Origin of the sequence: Nocardia lasii (genome assembly GCF_042658545.1) — a bacterium.
GTDB lineage: Bacteria > Actinomycetota > Actinomycetes > Mycobacteriales > Mycobacteriaceae > Nocardia > Nocardia lasii.
In genome coordinates, this window is record NZ_JBHSQN010000001.1 from 575,724 (window position 1) to 600,643 (window position 24,920).

28 protein-coding genes and 3 pseudogenes are annotated in these 24,920 nt (G+C 64.1%); 12 read left to right on the top strand and 19 right to left on the bottom strand.

Translation table 11 applies throughout. The annotated features are described in order from the left end of the window. Both ACFP3H_RS02585 and ACFP3H_RS02590 read right to left on the bottom strand, forming a co-directional pair. Complete coding sequence (locus tag ACFP3H_RS02585) at positions 1-702, bottom strand: DUF2334 domain-containing protein (RefSeq protein ID WP_378598897.1); 702 nt, start codon at positions 700-702, stop codon at positions 1-3. Positions 703-888: 186 nt separating this feature from the next. Beyond that, a complete protein-coding gene (locus ACFP3H_RS02590; protein WP_378598900.1) occupies positions 889-3,036 on the bottom strand; it encodes a S9 family peptidase in 2,148 nt (715 codons plus the stop codon). 100 nt (positions 3,037-3,136) lie between these two features. On the opposite strand from ACFP3H_RS02590, the gene ACFP3H_RS02595 reads away from it, so the two are divergent. After that, positions 3,137-4,171, top strand: a complete 1,035-nt coding sequence (locus ACFP3H_RS02595; protein ID WP_378598903.1) for a DUF2330 domain-containing protein — start codon at positions 3,137-3,139, stop codon at positions 4,169-4,171. 52 nt (positions 4,172-4,223) lie between these two features. On the opposite strand, the gene ACFP3H_RS02600 is transcribed toward ACFP3H_RS02595, so the two are convergent. The 5 genes from ACFP3H_RS02600 to ACFP3H_RS02620 form a co-directional block, all read right to left on the bottom strand. Continuing rightward, positions 4,224-5,156: an alpha/beta hydrolase gene (locus ACFP3H_RS02600; RefSeq protein WP_378598906.1), complete on the bottom strand. Its 933-nt coding sequence runs from the start codon at positions 5,154-5,156 to the stop codon at positions 4,224-4,226. Positions 5,157-5,315: 159 nt separating this feature from the next. Then, positions 5,316-5,735 carry an HIT family protein gene (locus tag ACFP3H_RS02605; protein WP_378598908.1) on the bottom strand — a complete coding sequence of 140 codons (420 nt, stop codon included), beginning with the start codon at positions 5,733-5,735 and terminating at the stop codon, positions 5,316-5,318. Positions 5,736-5,793: 58 nt separating this feature from the next. Beyond that, on the bottom strand, positions 5,794-7,215 hold the full coding sequence (gene purB, locus ACFP3H_RS02610) for an adenylosuccinate lyase (protein WP_378598911.1): 1,422 nt from the start codon (positions 7,213-7,215) through the stop codon (positions 5,794-5,796). A gap of 6 nt (positions 7,216-7,221) precedes the next feature. Continuing rightward, positions 7,222-7,875 (bottom strand): TetR/AcrR family transcriptional regulator, encoded by a 654-nt coding sequence (locus ACFP3H_RS02615; RefSeq protein WP_378598914.1) that lies wholly within the window; start codon positions 7,873-7,875, stop codon positions 7,222-7,224. Between the two features lie 156 nt (positions 7,876-8,031). Next, on the bottom strand, positions 8,032-9,195 hold the full coding sequence (locus ACFP3H_RS02620) for a pyridoxal phosphate-dependent aminotransferase (RefSeq protein ID WP_378598917.1): 1,164 nt from the start codon (positions 9,193-9,195) through the stop codon (positions 8,032-8,034). Between the two features lie 142 nt (positions 9,196-9,337). Between ACFP3H_RS02620 and ACFP3H_RS02625 the strand changes: the two genes are divergently transcribed. After that, positions 9,338-10,579: a M23 family metallopeptidase gene (locus ACFP3H_RS02625; RefSeq protein ID WP_378598920.1), complete on the top strand. Its 1,242-nt coding sequence runs from the start codon at positions 9,338-9,340 to the stop codon at positions 10,577-10,579. Between the two features lie 83 nt (positions 10,580-10,662). Further along, positions 10,663-10,848 (top strand): YegP family protein, encoded by a 186-nt coding sequence (locus ACFP3H_RS02630; RefSeq protein ID WP_378598922.1) that lies wholly within the window; start codon positions 10,663-10,665, stop codon positions 10,846-10,848. 66 nt (positions 10,849-10,914) lie between these two features. Here the strand turns inward: ACFP3H_RS02630 and purD are convergent, their stop codons facing one another. Further along, complete coding sequence (gene purD, locus ACFP3H_RS02635; RefSeq protein ID WP_378598925.1) at positions 10,915-12,186, bottom strand: phosphoribosylamine--glycine ligase; 1,272 nt, start codon at positions 12,184-12,186, stop codon at positions 10,915-10,917. Between the two features lie 238 nt (positions 12,187-12,424). Between purD and ACFP3H_RS02640 the strand changes: the two genes are divergently transcribed. Continuing rightward, on the top strand, positions 12,425-12,802 hold the full coding sequence (locus ACFP3H_RS02640; RefSeq protein ID WP_378599630.1) for a PH domain-containing protein: 378 nt from the start codon (positions 12,425-12,427) through the stop codon (positions 12,800-12,802). A gap of 96 nt (positions 12,803-12,898) precedes the next feature. On the opposite strand, the gene ACFP3H_RS02645 is transcribed toward ACFP3H_RS02640, so the two are convergent. From ACFP3H_RS02645 to ACFP3H_RS02665, 5 genes are all read right to left on the bottom strand, one after another. Then, positions 12,899-13,564, bottom strand: a complete 666-nt coding sequence (locus tag ACFP3H_RS02645; protein WP_378598928.1) for a transposase family protein — start codon at positions 13,562-13,564, stop codon at positions 12,899-12,901. A gap of 231 nt (positions 13,565-13,795) precedes the next feature. After that, on the bottom strand, positions 13,796-14,218 hold the full coding sequence (locus tag ACFP3H_RS02650; protein WP_378598931.1) for a hypothetical protein: 423 nt from the start codon (positions 14,216-14,218) through the stop codon (positions 13,796-13,798). A 673-nt stretch (positions 14,219-14,891) separates the two neighbouring features. After that, entirely contained in the window at positions 14,892-15,347 is a 456-nt protein-coding gene (locus tag ACFP3H_RS02655) for a hypothetical protein (RefSeq protein ID WP_378598933.1), read from the bottom strand. Positions 15,348-15,355: 8 nt separating this feature from the next. Then, the gene (locus tag ACFP3H_RS02660) at positions 15,356-15,736 is read right to left on the bottom strand and encodes a hypothetical protein (RefSeq protein ID WP_378598936.1); all 381 of its coding nucleotides are present in this window, start codon (positions 15,734-15,736) and stop codon (positions 15,356-15,358) included. A 278-nt stretch (positions 15,737-16,014) separates the two neighbouring features. Then, positions 16,015-16,212, bottom strand: a complete 198-nt coding sequence (locus ACFP3H_RS02665) for a hypothetical protein (RefSeq protein WP_378598939.1) — start codon at positions 16,210-16,212, stop codon at positions 16,015-16,017. Between the two features lie 293 nt (positions 16,213-16,505). Here ACFP3H_RS02665 and ACFP3H_RS02670 point away from each other — a divergent pair. The 3 genes and pseudogenes from ACFP3H_RS02670 to ACFP3H_RS02680 form a co-directional block, all read left to right on the top strand. Continuing rightward, positions 16,506-16,991: pseudogene (locus tag ACFP3H_RS02670) on the top strand (transposase); the annotation flags it as partial. Position 16,992: 1 nt separating this feature from the next. Continuing rightward, positions 16,993-17,229, top strand: a pseudogene (locus tag ACFP3H_RS02675) (IS30 family transposase); the annotation flags it as partial. Between the two features lie 25 nt (positions 17,230-17,254). Next, positions 17,255-17,479, top strand: a complete 225-nt coding sequence (locus ACFP3H_RS02680) for a transposase family protein (RefSeq protein ID WP_378598942.1) — start codon at positions 17,255-17,257, stop codon at positions 17,477-17,479. Between the two features lie 628 nt (positions 17,480-18,107). Here ACFP3H_RS02680 and ACFP3H_RS02685 read toward each other — a convergent pair. The 5 genes and pseudogenes from ACFP3H_RS02685 to ACFP3H_RS02705 all read right to left on the bottom strand — a co-directional run. Then, a complete protein-coding gene (locus ACFP3H_RS02685) occupies positions 18,108-19,442 on the bottom strand; it encodes a hypothetical protein (RefSeq protein WP_378598945.1) in 1,335 nt (444 codons plus the stop codon). Between the two features lie 5 nt (positions 19,443-19,447). Beyond that, positions 19,448-19,750 (bottom strand): WXG100 family type VII secretion target, encoded by a 303-nt coding sequence (locus ACFP3H_RS02690; RefSeq protein WP_378598948.1) that lies wholly within the window; start codon positions 19,748-19,750, stop codon positions 19,448-19,450. Further along, positions 19,750-20,088, bottom strand: a complete 339-nt coding sequence (locus ACFP3H_RS02695) for a WXG100 family type VII secretion target (protein ID WP_378598951.1) — start codon at positions 20,086-20,088, stop codon at positions 19,750-19,752. The genes ACFP3H_RS02690 and ACFP3H_RS02695 overlap by 1 nt, the downstream gene beginning before the upstream one ends. 432 nt (positions 20,089-20,520) lie before the next feature. Continuing rightward, positions 20,521-21,800 (bottom strand): IS3 family transposase gene (locus ACFP3H_RS02700; RefSeq protein ID WP_378598954.1). Its coding sequence is split into 2 segments (ribosomal slippage): positions 20,521-21,518 and positions 21,518-21,800, totalling 1,281 coding nucleotides; the frame shifts between segments, so codons are not numbered across the junction. A gap of 55 nt (positions 21,801-21,855) precedes the next feature. Next, a pseudogene (locus tag ACFP3H_RS02705) lies at positions 21,856-22,488 on the bottom strand (transposase family protein); the annotation flags it as partial. A 15-nt stretch (positions 22,489-22,503) separates the two neighbouring features. Here ACFP3H_RS02705 and ACFP3H_RS02710 point away from each other — a divergent pair. Both ACFP3H_RS02710 and ACFP3H_RS02715 read left to right on the top strand, forming a co-directional pair. Then, entirely contained in the window at positions 22,504-22,758 is a 255-nt protein-coding gene (locus tag ACFP3H_RS02710; protein ID WP_378599636.1) for a transposase, read from the top strand. Continuing rightward, positions 22,737-22,886 (top strand): hypothetical protein, encoded by a 150-nt coding sequence (locus ACFP3H_RS02715; RefSeq protein ID WP_378598957.1) that lies wholly within the window; start codon positions 22,737-22,739, stop codon positions 22,884-22,886. The genes ACFP3H_RS02710 and ACFP3H_RS02715 overlap by 22 nt, the downstream gene beginning before the upstream one ends. 60 nt (positions 22,887-22,946) lie before the next feature. Here ACFP3H_RS02715 and ACFP3H_RS02720 read toward each other — a convergent pair whose 3' ends face one another. Further along, a complete protein-coding gene (locus ACFP3H_RS02720; protein WP_378598960.1) occupies positions 22,947-23,276 on the bottom strand; it encodes a type VII secretion target in 330 nt (109 codons plus the stop codon). Positions 23,277-23,451: 175 nt separating this feature from the next. Between ACFP3H_RS02720 and ACFP3H_RS02725 the strand changes: the two genes are divergently transcribed. From ACFP3H_RS02725 to ACFP3H_RS02735, 3 genes are all read left to right on the top strand, one after another. Then, positions 23,452-23,877: an HIT family protein gene (locus ACFP3H_RS02725; protein ID WP_378598963.1), complete on the top strand. Its 426-nt coding sequence runs from the start codon at positions 23,452-23,454 to the stop codon at positions 23,875-23,877. A 78-nt stretch (positions 23,878-23,955) separates the two neighbouring features. Beyond that, the gene (locus ACFP3H_RS02730) at positions 23,956-24,477 is read left to right on the top strand and encodes a DUF3558 domain-containing protein (protein WP_378598966.1); all 522 of its coding nucleotides are present in this window, start codon (positions 23,956-23,958) and stop codon (positions 24,475-24,477) included. 26 nt (positions 24,478-24,503) lie between these two features. Continuing rightward, positions 24,504-24,893, top strand: coding sequence for a hypothetical protein (locus ACFP3H_RS02735; protein ID WP_378598969.1), 390 nt, complete (start codon positions 24,504-24,506; stop codon positions 24,891-24,893). Positions 24,894-24,920 lie beyond the last annotated feature (27 nt).

Genomic DNA, 24,920 nt, shown 5'->3' on the forward strand with positions numbered 1-24,920 from the left:
TCAGGCGGCTCGATGGGCGACGGCGGGTTCCCAGCGGTAGACCTCGCTGCGCGCACCGTGATACAGCGCGAGATCGACCGCGTCGAACATCGCCTGGCGCGGGCCGGAGCGCTGCAACTGCGCCGCCGACACCGCCAAGCGCAGCACCCCACCGCGTCGCGCGGTCCTGGCGGCGCCCATCACCAGCGCCCGGCACCACCACGGCTCGGCCCGAAAACCCTCGCCGATCCCGTACACCCGCGCCCGCTGCGCCACATCACGTTCCAGGTCGAGCATGCTGGTGAGCCCGAACGCCATCCGAAATCCCACCTCGGGCAGCGCGGCCAGCGCACCGGCCGAGGCGTCCCAGCGCGGGGCGGCGAACAGCCGAGTCCGCAACTGCACCCGCTCCATCACCCGATCGGCGGCCTTCAACCGCAACGTGGCCTCGTGCCGGGGCAGCGTCGCGAACTCCGCGCGCCGGGTCTTGGTCGCCGCCTGGTCGTACCCGTGCAGCACGATCGCGTCACCGACATGCCGACGCCCCCGCAACCACGACTGCGTCGCCGGATCGTCGACCAGCCGATACTTCCCCTTCAACCGCGGCGCGACCAACAGCGACAACCGCACGCCCCGCGCGTCCATCTCCCCCGCGAACTCGATCGCCGCATCACGGGTCGTGTCCCGAATCCCCGACACCGAAACGATCAACTCACCGTTCATGCACCCACGATGTCAGCCCGAAGTGACACCCGAGTGCAGCCCCGATGACACCGGAACGAACTCCCGCGCACCACTCACCACCGCTGCCAGTGCAGCACCTGCTCGGCAAACTCCTGGCGCCGAAACCGGGCCATGACGACGAGACCGGGCCCCGGCTGGAGTCAGCCGGGGCCCGGTCTCGGACGGTTACGCGTCCGCGAGGCCGACGCGGTCGAGTACCCACGCGTACTCGAAGGCGACTTCCTTCCACTTCTCGTAGCGGCCGCTCACGCCGCCGTGGCCCGCGGTCATCTCCGTTTTCAGCAGGACCTCGTTGTCGCCGATCTTGGTGGCGCGCAGCTTGGCGACCCACTTGGCCGGTTCCACGTAGAGCACGCGGGTGTCGTTGAGGCTGGTGATGGCCAGGATGGCCGGGTAGCTCTTGGATTCGACGTTCTCATAGGGCGAGTACGACTTCATGTACTCGTAGACGTCCCTGTCCGCCAACGGGTTTCCCCACTCGTCCCATTCGATCACCGTCAGCGGCAGGGACGGGTCGAGGATGGAGGTGAGGGGGTCCACGAAGGGGACGTTGGCGAGGATGCCGGTGAACAGTTCCGGTGCCAGGTTGGCCACCGCGCCCATCAGCAACCCGCCCGCGCTGCCGCCGTCGGCGATCAGGCGGTCCGGTGCGGTGGCGCCGGTGTCGACGAGATGCTGTGCGCAGGAGACGAAGTCGGTGAAGGTGTTCTTCTTCAGCAGCGTCTTGCCGTGCTCGTACCAGAGCCGGCCCATCTCGCCGCCGCCGCGCACGTGCGCCACCGCGAACACCATGCCGCGATCGAGCAGCGACAGGCGCGAGACCGAGAACGACGGGTCGATGCTGGCCTCGTAGGAGCCGTAGCCGTACAGCAGCACGGGTTTCGGACCCTCGGGCAGGCCCCGACGCTTGATGATCGAGATGGGCACCCGGGTCCCGTCGGCCGCGATGGCCCAATCCCGGTGCTGCTCATAGTCGTTCGCGTCGTAGCCGCCGAGCACCGGCTGTTCCTTGCGCAGGATCAGCTCGCCGGTGGCGGGCACATAGTCGAACACCTGCATCGGCGTGATGAACGAGGTCACCCCGACCCGCAGCGTCGGCTGCTCCCACTCGGGACTGGAACCCGCACCGGCGGAGAACAATTCGAGCCCGAAGTCGAGTTCGGTGAGCTCTCCGAGACCCTCGGCGGTGAGCGGCCACACGGCCAGCCGGGGCAGCGCGCCACGCCGGTAACCGAGCACCAGGTGGTTGGCGAAGGCGTCGATGTCCTCCAGGCGCACGTCGTCGCGATGTCCGATCAGCGTCGTCATCGCCGACGGGTCATCGGCCGGGGCCACGGCGAGCACGAAGTTCTCCGCCTTCACCCCGTCGACCACGTCGTTGTGCAGGATCAGGAACTTGTCCTCGCCCGCGATCACCGCGTGCTCGGCCGAGTACTCCACGCCCTCGCGCCGCGGCAGCAGCACCCGGAACTCGCCCTCGGGGTTCTCCGATTCCAGCACCCAACCCTCGGTGGTGATCTTGGACCCGAGCCAGATCATCAGGTACTTCTCGGACCGGGTCGCCCCCACGCTCACCCAGTACCGCTCGTCGGGCTCGTGGAAGACCTTCACGTCGGCGTCGGCGTCGGTGCCGACGCGGTGGCGCCACACGGTGTCGGGGCGCCACGACTCGTCGACGGTCTGATAGAAGATGTGCGTGCCGTCCAGCGACCAGGTCGCCCCCGGCGCGACGCCCGCGACCTCGTCGGGCAGCAGCTCACCGGTGCGCAGGTCCTTGATCCGCAGCGCGTAGCGCTCGTCGCCGGTGCTGTCGACCGAGTAGGCCAGCAGGTTGCCGTCGTGGCTCAGCGAGAACGCGCCGAGCGCGAAGAAGTCGAGACCCTCGGCGAGGACGTTGCTGTCGAGCAGCACCTGTTCGCCCTCGATCACGGTCCCCGCCTCGAGCTGCGGCGGCGTCCACGCGTCGATGCCCTCGGCGCTCGCGTCGATCCGACAGCGGCAGTGCACGCCGTACTGTTTGCCCTCGAAACTGCGCGAGTAGTACCAGTAGTCGCCGAGCCTGGTCGGCACCGACAGGTCGGTCTCCTGGGTGCGGGCCTTGATCTCGTCGAAGATCTTGTCCCGCAGCGGCGCCAGCTGATCGGTCTGCGCCGCGGTGAAGGCGTTCTCCGCCTCCAGATAGGCGATGACCTCGGGATCTTCCTTGTCCCGCAGCCACTCGTAGTCGTCGACGAACGTGTCGCCGTGGTGCACCCGTTCGGCGGGCACCCGCTTCGCGATCGGTGCCGCCACCGTCTGATTCTCGCCAGCCATGTGTCCACCGTAGTCGCCACGTTGCTCCCGGGCCCGCCAACCGGTCCGGGTGAGTAGTTTCGCGCATCCCCCGCGCGGGCATCCTGCGTAGCCTGCTCGCATGGGGAAGCGGTATGCGATTCGTTCGTTGTTCGTCACCGCCGGCGTGGTGCTGGCGGCCGGGGTGGGGGCGGTCGTGCCCGCGGGCGCGTGCGCCTGTGGCGGTGTGGTCAGCGGGGACGGTTCGGCGCGGGTGGACAGTGAGACGGCGGTGCTGGGCTGGGACGGCCGGCGCGAGACCATCCTGATGCGCCTCGGTATGCGGTTCGACGGCGCCGACGCGGCCCTCATCGTCCCCACCCCCACGCCCGCCACCGTCACGGCCGCCACCGCGGCCTCCTTCACCGAACTGTCCCGCCTGACCGCCCCCGAGCGCGTCACCGAGTACGACTGGTTCGGCAGCGATTCCCGCTCCGGCGAAACATCGGGCGCCGCACCGGGTTCGGGCCCCGAGGTACTCGGTCAGGTCCAGCTCGGCCCATTGGAAGCCACCACCCTGCGTGGCGGTGATCTCACCGGCGTCCGAGAGTGGCTGTCCGCCAACGACTATCAGCTCCGCCCCGAGGTGAGCGCCACCCTCGACCCGTATCTGCGCGAGGGCTGGTCCTTCGTCGCCATGCGACTCACCAGCGCGAAACCCCTGTCGGGCGCGCTGGATCCGGTCCGCCTCACCTTCGATTCCGACCGCCTGGTCTACCCGATGCGCATGTCCGCCGCCGCGACCACACCCCAGTCGGTGCACCTCTACGTCTTCAGCGACCACCGCATCACCCGCACCGACCCCGACACCGCGACCCAGTACACCGTCACCGACTTCGCCTCCCCCATCACCGAACTCACCGACCCGGACCTGAAATCTCTTGCGGCGGGCAAGAACTACCTCACCGAACTCACGATCGGCATCCCCGACCCCGCCGCGATCACCAGCGACTTCCTCCTCGCCCCCGCCGCCGCCGACACTCCCGTGCGCGAGCGCGTGATCACCAAGGAATACGTCGAAATCCTCGGCTTCCCAGCCGGTTACGTCCTGATCGTCGTCGGCCTGTCACTCCTCGCGGTGATCGCGGGCGCCGTAGTCCGCTCGTCCCGGCGCTGAACGCACAGCGACCCGGCTCGACAGGTGTCGAACCGGGTCGCGTCGCGAAGGCTCAGGCCCCGAGCGCGGAACCGATCACCGGCCAGGAGTGGTGCAGCGCGTCCTGCCAGTAGGACCACGAGTGCGTGCCGACCGGGTGGTAGTCGATCTTCGCCCCGATGCCCGAGGCCCGCAGCCGCTGGTCGAACGCCACCATGCAGGTGTTCACGCCGAGCTCGATCGGCCCGCCGAGGAAGATGTTCTCGGCCAGGGTCGGCTTGAGTTCGGCCTCGTGCGGGCCGGGGATCCCGGTACCGGTGGACAGGTACAGCGCCTTGCCGCGCAGCCCCTCGATCATCAGGGCCGGGTCGTGCGCCGCCCATTCCGGACTGCCGGGCGCGCCCCACATATTGACCGGGTTGCCGCCGCGATTGGCGATGGAGAACATCATCGCGCCCGCCGCCATCGCAATATCGGGACACGCGCTGTACCCCGCGACCGCGCGATACAGGCCGGGATTGCGCGCGGCCAGGATGTAGGCCGCGTTGCCGCCCATCGACAGCCCGCCGATGCCGTTGACGCCGTTGCCGTTGAACCGGCTGTCGATCAGGCCGGGTAGCTCCCTGGTGAGGAAGGTTTCCCACTTGTACCGGCCGAAACGCGGATCGTCGGAGACCCAGTCGGTGTAGTAGCTGGCCTGACCGCCCATCGGCAGCACCACGTTGACGTTCTTGCCGCGGAAGAAGGCTTCGGCGTCGGTGGCGTTGGTCCAGGTGCTCTGGCCGATGCCGGGGTCGAGGCCGTCGAGCAGGTAGTACGTGCCGCGCGAACCCCCACCCGCCGGGTGCAGCACCTGGAGATCGATATTGCGCCCCATCGCGGGCGAGGTCACGGTGATCGCGGTGCGATAGGGGGTCATGACGTTGACCCCGACTATCTGCGCGGCGGACGCGGTCGCGGGTTGGGTGACCACCGGACCTATCAATGCCAGGGCCAGAGCCAGCACTGCTGTAGCTACACCTGTACGACGCACGATCTACCCTCCATAACCGCATGCCAATGACTGCCCAAAGTAAACCACAGGTGAACTGGCTAGCGATATTCGGAGATTCAAGCGTTTCTTCAGCAAACTATCCGGTTCGCTCTGCCCGCTTCGCCGGAAAATTCAGGTCAGCGCGCCGCGAATGGACCCCGCCAGGTAGTCCAGATCGGCCCGCGCGGGCGAGGTCGGCCGCGCCCGCAAACCGAATCCGTCACCGGGCCTGCGCGGAATCACATGCAGGTGCACGTGGAAAACCTCCTGGCCTGCCGTAACCCCGTCGGCGAGAAAGAAATTCACCCCGTCGGCGGCCACCTCGCTGCCGCGCAAGGCCGCGGCGATCCGCTGGCCCACCTGAAAGAGCTTGCCGCCCAACGCGGGATCGAGGTCGGCCAGGCTCGGCGCGGGCACCTTGGGCACCACCAGCACGTGTCCCGGCGTCACAGGACGAATGTCCATGAAGGCGAGGACCTCGTCGTCCTCGTAAACCTTCGAGGAAGGGGCCGCCCCGGCGATGATGTCGGCGAAGATCGTGTACGGATTCACAGTGTCCTCCTGCGGCTGGCGCCGCGGGTTCGCGGCCCTGACGGGCCTCGAAGACCGCTTACAGAATCGGCGACGGCGTGTAGCGCGCGGCCTCGGGGTTGGCCTCGACCAGCTTCTGCACCTGCGCGACGACCTCGGACACCTGGTCCGACGCCGCGCCGATGAACGCGCCCTTGTCGGCCAGCGCGGCATCGAGCCCCGCGCGATCCAGCGGCATCCGCTCGTCGGCGGCCAGGCGATCGAGCAGATCCGGCTCGCGGCCCTGCTCGCGCATGGCCAGCGCCACCGCCACCGCGTGCTCCTTGATGACCTCGTGCGCGGTCTCGCGACCCACGCCGGCGCGCACGGCCGCCATCAGGATGCGGGTGGTGGCCAGGAACGGCAGGTAACGATCGAGCTCGCGCGAGACCACCGCCGGGTAGGCGCCGAACTCGGCCAGCACGGTCAGGAAGGTCTCGAACTGTCCGTCGATGGCGAAGAACGCGTCCGGCAGCGCGACGCGGCGCACCACCGAGCAGAACACGTCGCCCTCGTTCCACTGGGCACCCGCCAGCTCGGCCGCCATCGAGCCGTAGCCGCGCAGGATCACCTGCAGGCCGTTCACCCGCTCGCAGGACCGGGTGTTCATCTTGTGCGGCATCGCCGAGGAGCCGACCTGCCCCGGCTGGAAGCCCTCGGTGACCAGCTCGTGGCCCGCCATCAGGCGAATCGTGTGCGCGAACGACGACGGCCCCGCGCCCATCTGCACCAGCGCGGAGAGCACATCGTGATCGAGCGAACGCGGGTACACCTGGCCCACGCTGGTGAACACGGTCGCGAAGCCGAGGTGGCCCGCCACCTGCTGCTCGAGCGCGGCGAGCTTGTTGGCGTCACCGTCGAGCAGGTCGAGCATGTCCTGGGCGGTGCCCATCGGGCCCTTGATCCCGCGCAGCGGGTAGCGGTCGATCAGGTCACGCACCCGGGCCAGCGCCACCAGCATCTCGTCGGCGGCCGAGGCGAAGCGCTTGCCCAGCGTGGTGGCCTGCGCGGCGACATTGTGCGAGCGTCCGGCCATCACCAGCGTCTGGTACTCGGCGGCCCGCTCGGCCAGCCGCGCCGCGATGGCGACGCCGTGGTTGTAGACGTGCTCGAGCGACAGCCGGATCTGCAACTGCTCGACGTTCTCGGTGAGGTCGCGGCTGGTCATGCCCTTGTGCACGTGCTCGTGCCCGGCCAGCGCGTTGAACTCCTCGATACGCGCCTTCACATCGTGGCGGGTGACCCGCTCACGCTCGGCGATCGAGGCCAGATCCACCTGGTCGATGACGCGTTCGTAGTCCTCGACAACCCCGGCGGGGACGTCGATTCCGAGTTCGGCCTGCGCGCGCAGCACCTCCAGCCACAGCCTGCGCTCGAGCACGATCTTGTTCTCGGGCGACCAGAGCGCGACGAGCTCCGGGCTGGCGTATCGGGTGGCGAGGACATTCGGGACGAGGCTCACGAGCACTCAGTCTAATTGCCGCACCCGCTCGGGCTGGGAGGGCATCATGTTCGGCACCACGGGCGGGGCGACGATGTCGATCATTTCCAGCAGACCGGCTCGGGCGGGTCGTCGGGGTTCGGGGTGACCTTCGATCAGCGCGGCGACCACCGCGCCGTCGACGACGGCCACCAGCCTGCGTAATTGTTCGGGGCGCACCACCCGGTCGGAGCGGCGCAGGACGTCGGCGAGCAGTTCCTCGAGCTGCGTGCGTAGTCGGAGCTGGACCTCACGTAACTCGGGGTGGCGGGCCGAGGCGACGGAGCGTTCGTAGCGGGCGATGAGCTGTCCGCGCGCGTCCAGGTCGCTGTCGTCGGGACCGACCAGCAGGTCGAGCACCAGGTCCACGGTCGCGTCGGTGCCGCGCCTGCGATGGCTGACCTCGCCGACCCGGCGCCGCATGGCGTCGAGTTCGATCGCGCCGCTGAACTCGACGGCGCGCGCGATCAGATCCTCCAGTGATTCGAAGTAGTAGGTGGTCGACGCGAGCGGAAGATCGGCTCGCGAGGCCACCGACCGATGTCGTACCGCGTCGAAGCCGCCCTCGAGCAACAGCTCGGCCGCCGCCGCCACGAGAGCTTGCCGACGGCGTTCGCCTTTGGGGGTCGTCGCGGTGGTCACCGTGCAGCAGTGCCAGTCATCATCAGTTCAACCGTGCGCAATCGTCATCGGGGAAACACTGGAATTCGGGATAACTGAGTTTTACCGCATCCCGGCACGGAAGTGTTCGTACTACGCAAAGTTGTTGTCGCACATCACTGTTGACACGGGTGCGGATCACCCCTTCAGGAACCGCGCCAGACGGTCCAGAGCTGCGGCGATGTCGTCTGTGGCGCCTGCGAAGGAGAAACGGACCGTGCGGTTTCCATTGTCGGTGTCGAAATCCAGGCCGGGCGCCAACGCCACCCCGGTTTCGGCCAGCAGACGCGCGCACCACTCGAGCGAATTGTCGGTCAAATGTCCAATATCGGCGTAGGCGTAGAAGGCGCCGTCGGCCGGGGCGAGGTCGGTGATGCCGAGCGCGGGCAGGCCCTCGAGCAGCAGCGCCCGGTTGCGCGCGTAGCGACGAACGTGGGCGTCCAGCTCATCCTTGGCTTCCGGTCCGAACGCGTGCACCGCCGCGTACTGCGAGATCGCCGGCGGGCACACGGTCATGTTCGAGGCCAACCGTTGCAGCGCCGGGCGCAGATCGGCCGGGGCCAGCATCCAGCCCAGCCGCCAGCCGGTCATCGAGAAGTACTTCGACACCGAGCCGATCACCACCGACTCGCGCGAGAACTCCCACGCCGAGGAGGTCGGCGTGCTCGACCCGGCGTAGGTGATGCCGTGGTAGATCTCGTCGGAGATCAGCAGCGTGCCGTGCGCCTCGCACCAGCGCGCCAGCGCGGCGAGTTCGACCGGATCGATCATGGTGCCGGTCGGGTTGGCCGGGCTGGCCACCACCAGACCGGCGGGCGGTTGCGCCAGCGCCTCGAGCATCGCCACCGTCGGCTGGAAGCGGGTCTGCGCCCCGCAGTCGAGTTCGATCACCTCGCAGCCCAGCGCCGAGAGCGTGTTGCGGTAGGCCGGATAGCCCGGCCGCGCCACCACCACCGTGTCGCCGACATCGAAAGCCGCCAGGAAGATCAGAGTGAACGCGCCGGAGGAGCCCGTCGTCACGACCACCTCGTCCGGGTGCACGTCGTAGCCGTAGGTCTCGCGGTGATGTCCCGCGATCGCCTCCCGCAACGGCAGGATCCCGAATGTCTCTGTGTAGCCCAGCAATTCGTGATCGATCGCGGCCTTCGTCGCGCGCAACACCGGCGCGGGCGCCTGGGTGGAGGGCTGGCCCGCCGCGAGCACCAACACATCGCCGTGCGACCTGGCCCGCTCAGCTGCCGCTTTCCAGACATCCATGACGTAGAAAGGGGCAATGGCCGACCGGCGCGATTCTCTGGACACCCGAGAGACGGTAGAGCACCCGATTGCGGACACACACAGATATGGTCGGCACAATGGCTCCGACAGCGAATACGCAGCCACCGACGCGACCACGGTCCCGTCGGGCGCGGGGCGTGGGGGTGGGATGAAGCGGAGGGCGACGATGCGGAGCGGACGCGAGACGCCATCGGGCGCCGACGTCGAATCCTCCGCCGAAGCGCTCGATGTCGCGGGGGTGACGCCCGGGTCCGAAGCAATCAGCCGGACGCGCCGATCCACCGTCGCCGAGGCAACGCCCGAGTCCGAGTCGGACTGCGGGGCGCGCCGATCCACCGTCGCCGAGGCAACGCCCGAGTCCGAGTCGGACTGCGGGGCGCGCCGGTCCACCACCGACTCGACGGGCCCGCGCCGGGCGCCGCGCCGACCGACCCTCGTCAACGGCCGTGTCCTGCGGTCGAATTGGCGCGAACAGTCGCCCGCCAAGGGTGCGGCGCGCGCGCGGATGGCGCAGTGGGCCGCGCGGTATCCGGCCGTGGGCGAGATCGCGGGCGAGTTGCGCGCCGGTGAGGTGCGCGAGGTCTTCTGGCGCCGACCGAAAGAGCAGGTCGACGGGCTGTGGGCGCGCAGGCCCAGCCGCGATCGCGTGCGCCGGATCCTGCTCGAACGGCGGGTCCTGATCGCCGGGGTGCTCGCCGTCGCGGTCCTCGCGACCGCCGACGCGCACGTCCACCAGAGTCCCGACCACCGCCCGCTCGCCCCGGGCGAGGCCCTGCACGTCGCCATCGCCTATCCCCCGCAGCTCCCGCCCAACCCCCAGTCGGTCACCCGCATGCTCGACGCCATCGCCGCGGGCGAGAAGCGCCGCGAGGCGCACGTGGTCGCCGCCGCGGCCCGCGCCACCCTCGAACGCGCCAAGGCCGAGGCGGCCGCCGCCGCTTCCGGCGAGTGGCAGGACTGGATGGGCCAGCGCGCGCCCGTCGTTCCCGGCGCCCTCGTTCCCGGGTCGACCCCGTCCGTCGGCGGCTTCAGCCTGCCCGCCAAGGGCGCGTTCACCTCCGGTTTCGGCTCGCGCTGGGGCACCATGCACCGCGGCATCGACATCGCGGGCCCCATCGGCAGCCCCATCTACGCCGTCGCCGACGGCACCGTGATCGAGGCCGGTCCGGCCCAGGGTTTCGGCCTGTGGGTGCGCATCCGCCACGACGACGGCACCATCAGCATCTATGGGCACATGTACGACTTCTTCGTCTCCCAGGGCGAGCGCGTGCCCGCCGGAATGCAGATCGCCCGCATCGGCAATCGCGGCGATTCCACCGGCCCGCACCTGCATTTCGAAATCGTGCAAAACGGTCAACATGTGGATCCGCAGGCCTGGTTGGCGATGCATGGATTGCGTCTCGATTGACATCACGCTGAGACCGCAGACATTACGAGACAGTTATGGTGGAACCTGTCGAGTGTTTCCCTCCGAATAAAAGCGAGGCAACCATGGCAGGTAAGTTCGAGGTATTCAAGGACAAGGCCGGGAAGTTCCACTTCCACCTCAAGGCCGGTAACGGTGAAATCGTCCTCGAGAGTCAGGGATACGAGAGCAAAGAGGGTGCCAAGAAAGGCATCGCCTCCATTCAGACGAATGCTCCCGGCGCCGAGATCGTCGACCTTTCGGCCACGTAGTCATCGCCTCGCTCGATGGTGGTCAGCGGTCCTCCCACCGCTGACCACCACGCGCTGTTCAGCCCGCTACTGCCGTTCGGGCACAACCACTTCGGTCGCGCCGATATCGGTGCGGAAATGGCTGCCCGGCAATTTGATTCCGGCCAGCCGTTCATAAGCCCGCTCCCGCGCCTGCGCGAGATCGGCGCCGACACCGACCACATTGAGCACCCGCCCGCCCGCCGACACCAGCGCCTTGTCCTCGCGCTGATCCGTACCGGCGTGCAGCACAAGGGTTTCGCCCGCCAGCGCGCCGTCCTCGGCACCGGTGATCACATCACCCGTGCGCGGTCGCGCCGGGTAGTTCTCCGCCGCCAGCACAACGGTGATCGCCGAACCGTCCTTCCAGCGCGGCGCCTCGACCTCGGCCAGGCGACCGGTCGCGGTGGCGTGCAGCAGTTCGGCGAACGGACTGTCCAGCAGCGCGAGCACCGCCTGGGTCTCGGGATCGCCGAAGCGGCAATTGAATTCGACGACGGCGGGCCCGTTCGCGCCGATCGCCAGCCCCGCGTACAGCAGGCCGGAGAACGAACTGCCGCGCGCCACGAGCTCGGCGGCCACCGGCTTCACCACGTCCTCGACGATCTCGGTCAGCGTTTCCGCGGGCAACCACGGCAGCGGCGTGTAGGCGCCCATGCCGCCGGTGTTGGGCCCGGTATCGCCGTCACCGACCCGCTTGTGATCCTGCGCGGGCAGCAGCGGCACCACGGTCTCCCCGTCGACCAGGCAGAACAGCGACACCTCCGGCCCGTCGAGGAACGACTCCAGTAGCACCGGATGTCCCTGCTCGAGCAGTTCGGCGCCGTGATCGCGGGCCGCGCGCCGGTCGGCGGTCACCACCACACCCTTGCCCGCGGCCAGTCCGTCGTCCTTGACCACCCAGATCGGACCGAACCGGTCCAGCGCCGCGTCCAGCTCGGCCGGCGTGTCCACGATCTCGCTGTGCGCGGTCCGCACCCCCGCCACCGCCATCACGTCCTTCGCGAACGCCTTGGACCCCTCGATCCGCGCCGCGTCCGCCGACGGGCCGAACACCGGGAACCCCGCCGCGCGCACCGCGTCGGCCACCCCGAGCACCAGCGGCACCTCCGGCCCGATGACCACCAGGTCAGCGGCCACTTCCGCGGCCAACGCCGCGACATCCTCGGCCGCGGTCGGATCCACCGGGCGCAGTTCGGCGTGCTGGCCGATCCCCGGATTACCCGGGGCGGCGATCACCGCCGTCACCGAGGGATCCCGGCGCAGCGCCAGGACGAGGGCATGTTCACGGGCTCCGGAACCGATGACAAGTACGCGCACGGGCCTAGGTTAGTCGCGCATTGCGCGCGCATTGCGCACCCCCCACGTTGCGCATTACGCGCGTTAATGCGCACCCACGTTCGGACACCGCACCGCTGCGAGGCAGCCACCCCGCGCTCACTCGGCTGGATCGTCGGGTCACCGAGGTCTGGAGCGGCCCTCGCGAACCCGCTTCGGTTCCGCCACAATGGAACCCGACCCTGGCGGGCCCACCGCCACTGAGACCGGGAGCATCACCATGGGCCTACTCGACGGCATGATGGGCAACGCGGGCCGCATCGACCCGAACACCGCCCAGCAGGAATACGCCAAACTCTTCGGCCAGGGCGAACAGGTCTACGCCGCCTACATCCTCGTCCGCGACGCCATGCTCTTCACCAACCGCCGCCTCATCATGGTCGACAAACAGGGCGTCACCGGCCGCAAAGTCAGCTACCACAGCATCCCCTACCGCTCCATCACCCACTTCGCCGTAGAAACCGCAGGCACCTTCGACCTCGACGCCGAGCTCTACATCTGGATCAGCAGCAGCCCCGACCCCATCAAACAACGCTTCAACCGCCAGGTAGACATCTACGAAGTCCAGGGCATCCTCTCCCACTACGTGTCATCCTGACCCCCCGATAGCTGCTCGCGAGCCGCGACCGAATTCGGGAGATCCTCCCGCATACCGGCCGAGAAGTTCATTGGCCAGACGTATAGTGAGCATTTTTCATCCTGCCGACGCGGCTTGACGTTCGCGATCCTGGAGAACGCTAATCGCCTTCACCAGGCGGGTGGTCTTGTCCGGGCAGCAACGGAGCTTGCGCAGGATCTTCCATACTTTGAGCTGGGCGAACGCCCGCTCCCCGCGGCCGCGTAGCCGGGCATGAGCGCGGTTGGCTTGCTTCTGCGAGGCCGGCTTGTTCCTCCCTTTGTACGGGGTGAGAACTCCCGCGACGCCTTGGTAGCCCTTCTCGCCCTCGGGCGAGGCCAGGACCTGCACGTTCATCCCGTGTAACCGGTGTTTGCCGGAGTAGAACGGACGATCTGCGGCGACTCGGTCGATCGCGATTACGGTGCCGTCCAGAATCAAATAGCTGTGACCTGCGGCTTTGGCCTTCCGCAACGCGGACCTCAATCCCGGCGCCTGTTCTGACAGCAGCGTCGTCGTTTCCTCGACGTAGCGCCAGGCGGTGCTCGTGGAGATCTCGAACCCGGCCGCCAGATCGGTGAACGGTTCGCCTTTGCGCAGGTAGACCAGCACAAGCATCGCTTGCTGTCCTGGATCGAGCGCGCGCCAGCGTGATCCGATCTCGCGGCGGTGACGCCGGATCACGGCGGCGACGAAGTGCAGGGTCGAAGATGACAACGGCAGTGCGGCACGGTAAAACAGCAAGGGAAGCCTCTGGTGGACGAGTCGATGTGGTAATCAGCTCTCTTACCAGGGGCTTCGCCAGTTCGCACGCCGGGGAGGCGCCAATCATGCTGCGGGGCAACGCCGTTCAGCGGCAGGATGAAAAGGGCTCAGTCCATACCGAGCCACCTGTCTATCTTTCCGCCGTGCTCCCATGCCAGAATCGCAAGCAGTTCGCAGAATTCAATAGTCTTGCACACGAAGGCTTACCAGCTAGGCTAAATCACCGCGCCATACGTCTTCGAGGTGCATCAGAAGGAGTTTGAAATCTGAAATCGCCGACTCACAGAAATCTGGATCAACTTTTGATATCTCTATGGGCAGTTCTCCGTAGCCGACGCCGAGGCGAGGAAGAAAATCCATCGCAACCCTAGTGGGTTGAATCAACCAATTTCCTCGCCGATTACTCTTTACGTCCCAATCCACCGTCCCACGGTAAGATGCCACACCTTTCGTAATTGAATTATCGATGCCCTGCACAGGATCTACATACCGCCACACAATGAATGGAGGTGTGCGGCGTTTGGAAAACTTATCGTATCCAACATCGATGTGCGCCCATTCCAATTCACCCAGTATTGACAGCACTCGAATCACCCCCATACCCGGCGACTCCTCCGATGAGGGGTGACTCATCGCCAGCTCATTCCTGGGTTCAGGCTGCGCATGACACTTTGGTAATCTCCGAGCGGAATCGGCGTCTGGGAGAGTCTCGGATCATAGGCGTATCGACCATCTGTGTAGACCTCGTGGAATACGCATTCTTCCATGACCCTCCCTCCTTGTTCTGCCAGGTCTGTCAAGATAACGGTGAACTTGTTGTCAGAATTCTAACCTCGGTTAGCGGACAAGCGTCCGTCGAAGGCGATATCGAACGCGTGCACTATATATCGTGACATTTCGCTCCAGCGGTCCACTAGTCATAGCTTTCCATAATCCTCTACCACCTCGAGAATATCAGGATCATCAGATCCAGAGGCTTTATCAACCACCTCTCGAATCATATCGACGTACCCAAATCTGTCGAGTAGCGCGCATACTCGACGGTACTCCTCCCATGTAAGATCGGCGCGACTCAGCAGCCGATCGACATGCGTCGACATCTCCCTATTGAGGATCTTGCGATCGAGTTGGAACATTCGTTCATACGCTAATTCAATGGAGTCATTCGTTTCAAGCGATAGCTCGAACAGATCCGAGAATAGCTCGATGACTATCGATGGAGGCGCATACTGCAAGGAAATAAGTACTGGCCACCTGTCCTTGGCACCCGAGTTGAACATTTGAACCCTCGGGGGAAATGCATCTACTACTGTATCAATTCGTACACCGTGGTAGGCGCAAAGTTGTGTTCGACATCATGAAGAAGCGACATGGGTTGCGGGTGTTCATTCTCGTTGATCTCCGAGAAGAACGCCGAACTGGCTACTATGTAGCCTTCGTGTGGACCACCCGATATTATATAAGCCTTCTCGTAGCCATGCCTGAATACATCCTCCCCGCATTCTTCTTTGATTCGATCGAGTTCGAATTCGGTGGCACTTCGTATAGACAGCTTCGGCAATATGAATACCATCTTTACCGCCTTCACCACTTTGAATACAATATCCACTCTCGTGGCATATTTGATGCCATTCGGATTGAATACTTCGCTCCTTAGCAGTAGCTGTCTGTGAGTGCGAGCGATGCAGTCTACAACAAAATGGCGGTCGAGCGTCAGGGGGAGGGGGTAATTCAAGTACTGTTCGGGGTTACCTGACTCCACTACGGCTCCTATGAGAATGGATTCGGAACGACACGTCCTCCTAGATAGAATGTAGCACGGCTTGCCGCACCTGATGTTTGCAGTCGATACATCTCCCAATCAAATGGTGATGGTTGGCGGTCGGCGATAACTGCGAAGAAGTCCCTGTTGGCTCGTGCCGCACTGCGCTCTATCGCTCCAGATATCTCGGCACCATCCAGAATAACACTGTATCTAGCATCGGGATTCTCTATCGCCGCCTCGAAATGTCGCATCCAGAACCTTTCGTTCATGAGGTGTCGAGCGCCGACTGCATCGGCAAAATCCTCGACCTGCCCTTGAATGCCGAGCGCTACGTGGGGGACTGCTGCACGAGCAGGTGACATCTGATCTGTGGTGCCGACCGGCACTGCTGGAAGGATGTAACCCGTGCCCAAGCCCTACCCCAAAGAGTTCCGCGACGACGTCGTGCGCGTAGCCCGCAACCGAGGACCCGGCCAGCAGCTCAAACAGATCGCCGCCGACTTCGGCATCAGCGAGTCATGTCTGGCCGGTTGGCTCAAGACCGCCGACGTCGAAGACGGGCTCAAACCCGGAACGACCGCGACGAGAACGCCGAACTCGTCCAAGCGCGCAAAAGGATCAAGCTCCTCGAGCAGGAAAACGAGGTCCTGCGGCGCGCCGCGGCCTACTTGTCGCAGGCGAATCTGCCGGGAAAATGATGTACCCGCTCGTTCGTGAGCTGGCCGCTGACGGGATCCCCGTCGCGGTGACGTGCCGGGTCCTGAAAATCGCGCGCCAACCGTACTATCGGTGGCTCGCTGACCCGGTCACCGCCGCCGAACTCGACCAGGCCTATCGTGGCAACGCGTTGTTCGATGCTCACCGCGACGACCCTGAGTTCGGGTACCGGTTCCTCGCCGACGAGGCCGCCGATGCCGGCGAGCCGATGGCATCGCGGACCGCGTGGCGGATCTGCTCGACCAACAAATGTGTGGAGCAGTTTCGGTAAGAGACGCGGTGCCAAGGCAGGGCGGTCGGGGCCACCCGTTCACGATGATCTCGTCGCGCGGAAGTTCACCGCTGATGCACCAAATATGTTGTGGCTCACCGATATTACTGAGCATCACACCGCTTGGATTCCAGCAGTCGTCGCAACACCTCTCGGAAGGTGTGGCCATGGCGGGCAGAAAGTACACGCTGCAGCAAAAGGATGAGTTCTTCCGGGTGCTCGACCAGGGAGGCACTGTCCGCGCCGCGGCGAAGGCGGTAGGTATTCCAGAGAACGCCGGCTACAACTGGCTGCGTCGTACTGGGCTGACCATGCAGAGGTCAACGCCACGGGTCTACTCCGCGGAGTTGAAGGCGGAGTTTCTGCGCCTGGTACGAGAACGACAGATCATCTCCACCGTTGCTCGCGAGTTGGAAATTCATCGGCCGACCGCGTATGCGTGGGCTCGCAAGGCGGGGATCTCCACCAGCGAGGCACGCAAGGTCAACCCGCGCAGGGAGGAATTCTTGCGGCTGCGCGCTACCGGACTAACCCGCGCGCAGGCCCGCAAGCAGGTTGGTGCCGATGCCCGATCGGCCACCGACTGGGACAAGGGCATCACGATCATCAACCGGGGCAGGGTCTATCCGGACGGTCGGGTGGTGCGTTACCCCCTTCGCTGATTCGCATAGCCCGTGGCAGCGCGGCACCAACGAAAACACGAATGGTCTTCTGCGCCAATACTTCCCGAAGGGCACTGACCTCTCGCGGTGGAGCAAGAGGGACCTGGCGGCAGTCGTCGACGCGCTCAACACGCGACCGAGGAAGGTCCTCGGGTGGCGCACGCCGACCGAGGCGATGGAGCAACATCTACAATCGCTTCAACAACGAAATGTTGCGTCGACCAGTTGAATCCGCCATCGATGTCCACACCCCGATGAAACAGCCATCGGACGGGCGGGCGCTCGACCTCGATAACCGGACTCGCAATGCCCTGCTACGCGGCTTGCGCTGCCTGGGCGAACGCGGATTCGCCATCCTCACCCGGCGTTGGCGTGTGCTCCAACGCATCACAGCCAGCCCCGAGAAGATCGGCGACATCGTGAAAGTCGCTCTCGTGCTGACTCATTTCGAGCACAAGATGATCGGCCAAATTGCTTGATGAGATCACTTCACCGATGTGCGTGCAACCACGTCGAACCGACATACTGTCGATGAGGCTGAGCTAAATTTCCAATCAGAAATGTTTGCTGAGAGGTAGATAGGGTTCACCGGCGTACGTCTCACGCTGCGGTCAGCATGCGGCAGTTGACCGATCCTTGTGTTATCAGCCTTTCAGTGCCGAGTTTATCCCCGCAGTGAAGTCTACTAATGCACTGACTATTTCCGGCTCACGGTAGCCGGTGCGGTAGCGAGCTTCTAGCGGACCCAGAACTGCCCATGTGACATCGAGAAGGCGTGGCCATAGTTCGCACACACTCCTGGGGACGTTTCGAACGGCCTCCTCGCCTGCCTTCAAGGGCAGCTCGGGCCTAGGCGGCAGTTCCGGCAAGACCCCGGTGTCCTCGACGATCGCAATTCTTACCCATGAATCCGGATCGAGATCCCGGGGTAGTGATCGCACGACGCCAAATAGAAATTGGTCGATTTCATATGTCCAGCCCTCGTCGGACATCAGGGGTCCGCGGGTGTTGGGAATTTCCTTTGTAAGCTGTCGGATAATTTTGAAGGCAGGTGCATCGATGGCAAATCCGGAATTTGATTGCATATTACTGATACCCTCGTTTCTTCTACTCGAGTTCCTCGAACGAATCTCTACCATTCGCCGGTGTGAATACTGTTCCGGCTGGCGGGTCCTCGATTATCAACGCCCCCCTTTCGTTATCCCAGTATGCGGTCCGGCCATTTCTGAGATATCTCTGCTCGGTCGTTATTTCGCCGTCAAGGACCTTGCGCACATACTCGGCCAGCCCTGGTGCTGAAACGCCAGCGACGTAATGTGTCCCATCGCCTTGTTGCGCGCGCCCATTCGCGTGTGCGGCAATCTTTGTTGCAGTGTCCTTCGTGACGGGATCGTCCCCTCCGAGGGCGCCATCCTCAGTCGAGGTTAGCAGAATCTCCAATCCCGTGATGGTCAGTAGTTCGCCGTTTGTCAGCTCGGCTGCGGAGAAAGCTATGCTGCTGAGGGTGGTGAGGAATGTGTTGGCAGGTTCGGCGATGGCCCACGCGGCATCGTTGAGGAAGTCGATGTCGATCTCGACTTTGTTCTCGTTGGGCGACGGCTGTTGCTTGCTCGGTGCCTTTTCCTTCGCTGGTTGCTCTTTTACGTTTATCGTCGAACGCCCGATCGATATCGCGGTGACGACGACCACTACTGCGAACTGGGTATTGATGTCCGTGCGCATTTTCGACAAGGCTGTGCTGTGGGCCTCGACCGCGTTGGCGATGTCGACGGCGGCGGTGCGTAATTCGCGGAGTTTGTGAGCAAGATTTCTAAGGTTGGCTACATGGTTCTGGACATCGTCCGGGTCTTTGGATCCGAAGCCTTGTTGCAGTCCCGAGGCGACATTTAGTAGTTGTGCCACGCCGTATTCGAGAGGGTCTGAATTGGCGAAAGTCTTCCACATTCCTGCGGCGCGTGCGAGCTTATCGGTATCTCCGTCGGGGACTTGACCGCCGTTGACAAAGATGGTGACCTTGTTCTGAAGTTCGGTCCAGTCTGTCTGGAGTCCGTTGGTATAGGCTCCTGATGACGCGATGCCGACAACTGTGCCTGCTCCATAGGGTAGCTCCGACGGGATGCCGGCAGGTAATGACGGTGGGTCGCCTTTATTGGGATCGCGGTTGGCTGTGTATTCCCCGAACTTCCAGTTGTAGCTGGATGCGGTCAGTATGTCGCCGTAGTGCTGCAGGGCTCGCGCGAAGTTGGTCGCGACCATTGTTAATGCGGCGGCACGGCCGTCGTAGGCTTTCGACCATGACTTTACTGCTTCATAGCCGCCCGCCATCGCATCTGTTTCTAAAAGTACGGTTTGCGGTGTTTCGTATACGGTTTGGAATCTCTTCGACAAGTCGTAGCATGCTGTGGCCGCGCTGTCGTAGGATTGTGGGGAGATTGCACCCATAGAACTCAGCCGCCGCTCATTCTCAAATTAGCTTCCGCTGCCGCACTGTAGGCATCGCGGGCTGTGACGGCGGCTTCGTACATCTGGGTGATTCCTTCGATTACCGTGGCAGCCCCGGTAGCCCATTCTCGGTAGGCTTCCTCTTGGGCTTCGGCAGCGGCCCCCTGCCAGTTCTGCTGGATGGCGGCGACTCGCTTGTTGACGCCATCGAGGCTGCTGGTGAGGAAGCCGATGAATCCATTGGCGCGGCTGATGAGCTGGTCCAACTCATCGATATCGAAGGTGAAGTCGCGGGAGTCGTCGGCCATCACATGTTCAATTGCGGTAGATCGAGCAAACTCAAAGTATCAGAATTCGAGACATCCTGGCTGGCAACGGCTTTGCTCGCGACGCCCAGCAGCTCACCCATGGTCGCGAGGGCGTTCAGTACGTCTGCGGCACCCTTCTTGGTTTCAGTCCAGCCGTCGCCGAATGCGTCTGCCGCCGCACCGCTCCAATTGTCCAGGGCGGTCGATACCTCGCGGTCAAGCGTGCCGAGTCCGTTGATCAGGGACTCCGCGACCTGCTGGATATAGACCCCAGCATCGGTCACCTCGGCTGGAACCATCACGAAAACTGTTCCAGCTGTCTCGTTTTCGCCTGCCACGCGTCCCCCCATGCTAAATCCGTCGGAGCCAGCCTAGACGCCGGGCGCATGGCGCAGCAACAGGACATAGTCAGCGAAGCTCGGGGGAACTACCGTACACCCTGAGCACCTTGACAGCCCTTGTCACCCAGGGCTCCGGCGTTCTCTCTAGCCTCGACCAGTCACGTAAATAGCGCCTGACCTGCACCAGAAATGGAGAAAGGCGCTCTGACCTGCGATAATTCTACTTGCTGAGGGAAGAGAATATCGAGTCCGGAAGCATACCCAGGGCTCCACGTCCATGCCTGAGGTTGTCTGGATACTCACGTTTGACCGAATTGGTCGGTGCGGCGACAGTGAGCCTTTTTCATCCTGCTGCCGCAGCCTGAAGCTCACGGTTCTGAAGAACTCCGATCGCCTTGATGAGCCGTCCCGGGTTCGATGCACACTCAGCTATTTGTGTGTGACCGATCGATCGCGTGCAGCGTAATACGCCGCTTCGTACTCCGCCGGAGGGATCCTGCCCAGCCGATGCATCAGCCGGGCGGTGTTGTACCAATGCACCCACGCCGAGGTCGCGGCCTCGACATCGGAGAGCCCGGCGAAGACCGGTCCCGACCGAAACGGTGAGTCGGGCTCATCGACACACTCGGCCTTATAGAGCCCGATCGTCGTCTCGGCCAGGGCGTTGTCGTAGGCATCTCCGACCGTGCCTATCGATGGCCGAAACCCGTTGAGCCACAACGTTTCCGCGAAGCGCAGAGCGACATACTGACTGCCCGCGTCAGAATGATGAATTGTGTTGCCCTGCAACGGGTTGCCCTGCCGAGCCCGTAACGCGACAGTCTGATCGACCGCGTGGACCACGAAGTCGGCGTGTTTGGACGTCGAGCATTCCCAGCCGAGGATCCGACCGGCGAACGCGTCGATGACGAACGCGGTATAAACCCACCCTGAACTGGTACGCACGTAGGTGAAATCCGCGACATGCAGAAGATCCGGTGCCTCGACACCGAACCCACGCTCGACCAGATCCGGTGGCCGCAACGCCGTGGGGTCCGCGACGGTGGTGCGGATCTTCTTGCGTCGGGTCGTGCCGGCCCAGCCGTTCGCGCGCATCAACCGCTCGACCGTGCAACGGGCGACCTCGATGCCCTCGCGACGCAGGTGAGCCCACATTTTCAATGACCCGTACAACGCTTCGGGTTTGCGGCGGCCTCGTTCGTCTCGTTCGATGTAGTAGGACGCGAGGACACCGCTGATCGTGGCGTCCCACACTGCCCGCGCCGAGAGCGGTCGTTTGCGCCAGGCGTAGAAGGTTCTCGGGGCGATCTTGACGCCGTGACCGGTCAGGACACGGCAGATCGGTGCGACCCCGAACTCCTCGCGGTGGGTGAGGATGAATCGGCAGATCACTTCTGTGGCGGGTCGCACTCCCGCGCGAAGAAAGACGTCGCGGCTTTGAGGATCTCGACGGTCTTCTCCAGTTCACGGTTCTTACGCCGCAACGCCTTCAACTCCGCAGCCATGTCCTCCGAAACAGGTTGCGCAGCAACGGGAGTCGTTGCTGTCGCTTGTGTTTTGCGGACCCAGTTCCGGACAGTTTCGGGGTTCGCGCCGATCCGTTCGGCGACGGTCTTGATCGCGGCCCATTCCGAGGGGTAGTCGCCGCGGTGATCGAGGACCAGTCGGACGGCCTTCTCGCGGACCTCGTCGGGGTAGAACTTCGGCATGGAACTCACCTTCCCAAGAAAGAAGGTGCGCATCAAACCCGGGACGATTCATGACGAGCCGAGTCGTCTTGTCAGGACAACACGCAGCTTCCTCAGGATCTTCCACACTTTGAGCTGGGCGAATACCCGCTCACCGCATCCACGTAGCCGTGCGTGGGCACGGTTGGCTTCCTTCTGCGACGTCGGCTTGTTCCTGCCCTTGCACTGGGTGAGGACACCTGCGACACCTTGATCTCCCGTATCCGCCAACAGTATCCAGCCGCCGATGACCAGCGCGGTCACGATCTGCCAGATCCAAGCAGCTTTGCTGTCGTGGACACTGCCCGGCAACGCCGGTGACAGCCACACGATCTCACCGCCAGGCGAGGCCAGGACCTCCCGCGTTCATCCCGTGCAACCGGTGCTTGCCCGAGTAGAACGGTCGATCCGCGGCGATCCAATCGATCGCGATCACGGTGCCATCGAGGATCAGATAGCTATGACCTGCGGCTTTCGCGGTCCGCAGCACTGATTTCAATCCTGGCGCTCGTGCCGCGAGCACCGTCGTTGTTTCCTCGACGTAGCGCCACGCCGTCGTCGTCGAGATCCCGAACCCAGCCCCGAACTCGGTGAACGGTTCGCCTTTGCGCAGGTAGACCAGCATAAGCATCGCTTATCGACCCGGATCCAATACCCGCCAGCATGAACCTCGGAATGGGCCGCGATCAAGACCGTCGCCGAGCGGATCGGCGCGAACCCCGAAACCGTCCGGAACTGGGTCCGAAAAACACAAGCCACAACAACGAATCCCGTTGCTGCGCACCCTATCTCGGAAGAGATGGCGGCGGAGCTGAAAGCGCTGCGGCGTAAGAACCGCGAGCTGGAGAAGACCGTCGAGATCCTCAAAGCCGCGACGTCATTCTTCGCGCGGGAGCGCGACCCGCCACAGACGCGGGAGTGCGACTCGCCACAGAAGTGATCTGCCGGTTCGTCCTCGCGCACCGCGAGGAGTTCGGGGCCGCACCGATCTCCCGTGTCCTGACCGGTCACGGCGTCAAGATCGCCCCGAGAACCTTCTACGCCTGGCGCAAACGTGAGCCGTGCTGACCAGGCTGATCCCGGTCGACCAATCCGTCGTGTCCTGCTTGGTCGCGATGAGCGGGTTCGTCACGACGACCCGGACCCAGCCGTGTTGATCGCCGCCGCGTTCGTGTCATCACGAGAAGTGAACGCATCCGCTATCGCGCCCAGATTCGCGCTCGCATCGGCGAAGGCGTCGATCGCGGCCTGGATCGCGTCAATACCATCGGTCTCGACCGAGTCCACGAACAATGGTCCCAGGAATGCGCACAGTTTCCCGAACGCGTCCGAGGGAGCCGAGACCGCTCGGGCGGCTTCGAGAGGCTGGGTCAACCCCGAACCCGCCGAAGCCACGTTCGACGCGTGAGTCTTGATCTCGTCGAGGGAAACGTTCAGCTCCCCGCCAGCACTGGTCACCGTCGTGCCCCACCCTCATCAGTGATCGCCGGTCGACGGGAACTCCCAGCCCAACGACCCACGGTGTTCGAACATGTACTCCCGGCACACCGTACCGAAGGCCGAGCCTAGCTCGGGTGGGTGTGAAACCGACCGATGCTGAATGGGTTTGGTGGGGCTTCACTAGGCTCGGCGTATGGCATCCGTTTTCAGTGCGATCATCGCTGGTCAGATCCCCGGTCGGTTCGTTTGGGAGGATGACGAGTTCGTTGGCTTCCTGACTATCGCTCCGGTCACGCAGGGGCACACGCTGGTTGTGCCGCGCGCGGAGATCGATCAGTGGCAGGACGTTGATCCGGCGGTGTTCGCGCGGCTCGCGGGGGTGGCGCAGAAGATCGGGCAGGCGGTGCGGGTCGCGTTCGAGGCGCCGCGCGCGGGGCTGCTGATCGCGGGGCTCGAGGTTCCGCACCTGCATACGCACGTGTTCCCGGCGTTCTCCATGAGCGACTTCGATATCTCCGGTGCCGACGCCAACCCCTCCCCCGAGTCGCTCGACGAAGCCCAGACCAAGATCAAGGCCGCGCTGCGCGACCTCGGTTATGGGGCGAACGTTCCCGACTGATTTCGGGTTGGATGGAACCGAACCGACTGCGCGCGCGTCTAAGTGATCGAGTGGTTGTTCTGCGAACGAGGAGAGACGATGCGACTGGTCGGCTTTGCCGCTGGGGTGTGCGCTGTGGTGGCGCTTGCCGGGTGCTCGACGGCGGTTGATGGGCAGCCCGAGGCCAGTGGGGCTCCGCTGTCCAAGGAGCAGTTGTTCGATCCGTGCACGGTGTCGGAGAGTGTGTTGCTCGCGGCGGGGCTCGACCCTGCATCGAGGGACGACAATCCGTTCTCAGTCCCACGTGCCGAGTGGAAGAGTTGCGCATGGCGGGGAGACGGCCATTTCATCTCCTTCAGCTCGACGATCTACACGATGCAGCAGATCCGCGAGAACGACTATTCTCACGACTTCAAAGACATCACCGTTGGCGGCCTGCCCGCAGTGCAATATCTTCTCGGAACAAGAACTCCGCCGAATCAGTGCGAAATTGCGTTTGATAGCAGCCAGGGACGAATCACCGTGACGGCAACAAAATTCATCGACAGCAAGTCGAGCACCGATCCTTGCGTCATTGCAAACGATGCCGCGCTAAATTTTTCTGAGGTCATTCCAAGATGAACTGCGCTGATACGAAGAGGCATTAGATGGCACCGAACGAACTGGCGACCGAATTCAAGAAGCTGGCGGGCCAGGCTGAAACCGGGCAACTACTCATCGAAGACACTGCAGCAGAAAGCTGTGCGAGATGGTGCGATGCCTACATTGCCGACCTTCAGACGCTGACCTTTCGGACACAGCGAATGGTCAGGGCGGACTCTTTCGGCGACCTTCAATCCTCCAGCGAACTGGGCAAGAAGTTCGCCGACTTGGCGGAAGGCGGAGCGGGCAGCGGCTCCTACGCCGATGCCGCTACCCAGCACATAGAGATCCTCACCGCCATGGCCGACATGTACCGCAAAGCCGGTGCCGCCTACAGGAACTGCGACGAGGCAACGCAAATCGCTATCAAGCAGCAGACAAATAAACTCGACTGAAACCAGGGGGAATAAGTGTCGTTCGGG

Coding starts and splice junctions, on each gene's coding strand:
- ACFP3H_RS02640 (WP_378599630.1), top strand. CDS start 12,425: ATGGGCCTACTCGACGGCATGATGGGCAACGCGGGCCGCATCGACCCG.
- ACFP3H_RS02630 (WP_378598922.1), top strand. CDS start 10,663: ATGGCAGGTAAGTTCGAGGTATTCAAGGACAAGGCCGGGAAGTTCCAC.
- ACFP3H_RS02590 (WP_378598900.1), bottom strand. CDS start 3,036: ATGGCTGGCGAGAATCAGACGGTGGCGGCACCGATCGCGAAGCGGGTG.
- ACFP3H_RS02625 (WP_378598920.1), top strand. CDS start 9,338: ATGCGGAGCGGACGCGAGACGCCATCGGGCGCCGACGTCGAATCCTCC.
- ACFP3H_RS02735 (WP_378598969.1), top strand. CDS start 24,504: ATGGCACCGAACGAACTGGCGACCGAATTCAAGAAGCTGGCGGGCCAG.
- ACFP3H_RS02725 (WP_378598963.1), top strand. CDS start 23,452: ATGGCATCCGTTTTCAGTGCGATCATCGCTGGTCAGATCCCCGGTCGG.
- ACFP3H_RS02595 (WP_378598903.1), top strand. CDS start 3,137: ATGGGGAAGCGGTATGCGATTCGTTCGTTGTTCGTCACCGCCGGCGTG.
- ACFP3H_RS02585 (WP_378598897.1), bottom strand. CDS start 702: ATGAACGGTGAGTTGATCGTTTCGGTGTCGGGGATTCGGGACACGACC.
- ACFP3H_RS02730 (WP_378598966.1), top strand. CDS start 23,956: ATGCGACTGGTCGGCTTTGCCGCTGGGGTGTGCGCTGTGGTGGCGCTT.
- ACFP3H_RS02690 (WP_378598948.1), bottom strand. CDS start 19,750: ATGGCCGACGACTCCCGCGACTTCACCTTCGATATCGATGAGTTGGAC.
- ACFP3H_RS02685 (WP_378598945.1), bottom strand. CDS start 19,442: ATGGGTGCAATCTCCCCACAATCCTACGACAGCGCGGCCACAGCATGC.
- ACFP3H_RS02680 (WP_378598942.1), top strand. CDS start 17,255: ATGAAACAGCCATCGGACGGGCGGGCGCTCGACCTCGATAACCGGACT.
- ACFP3H_RS02650 (WP_378598931.1), bottom strand. CDS start 14,218: ATGAGTCACCCCTCATCGGAGGAGTCGCCGGGTATGGGGGTGATTCGA.